This window comes from Clostridioides sp. ZZV15-6598, from assembly GCF_020657705.1.
Classification (GTDB): Bacteria; Bacillota; Clostridia; order Peptostreptococcales; family Peptostreptococcaceae; genus Clostridioides; species Clostridioides difficile_F.
This window is the reverse complement of the sequence record NZ_JAGWCS010000379.1, coordinates 1-254: the sequence shown is the minus strand read 5'-3', so window position 1 is coordinate 254 and position 254 is coordinate 1. Positions and strand designations below refer to the sequence as shown.

The window sequence follows — 254 nt, the reverse complement described above, 5'->3', positions numbered from 1 at the left end:
TATATAATTGGTGGAGAATACACAGTTTCTAAAAATATAGAAAGCAAACTAAAAAATCCACAAAGAATATCAGGTAGTACTAGAAATGAAACAAATGCAAAAGTAATAAAAGAGTTTTATAAGGATTCTAATATAAGCAATCTATATGTCGCTAAAAATGGAATCAATAAACAAGACGATTTAATAGATGGTTTATCTGTTGGGGTTTTAGCTGGAAAAACTAAATCTCCTGTAATACTAGTAGGAAATTTACT

Annotated in this window: 1 protein-coding gene; it reads left to right on the top strand. The window is 27.6% G+C overall.

Annotation, left to right across the window (positions count from 1 at the left end; genetic code table 11):
• A partial coding sequence (locus KGF50_RS22140; RefSeq protein WP_227850022.1) for a cell wall-binding repeat-containing protein occupies positions 1–254 on the top strand: 254 nt, incomplete at both ends.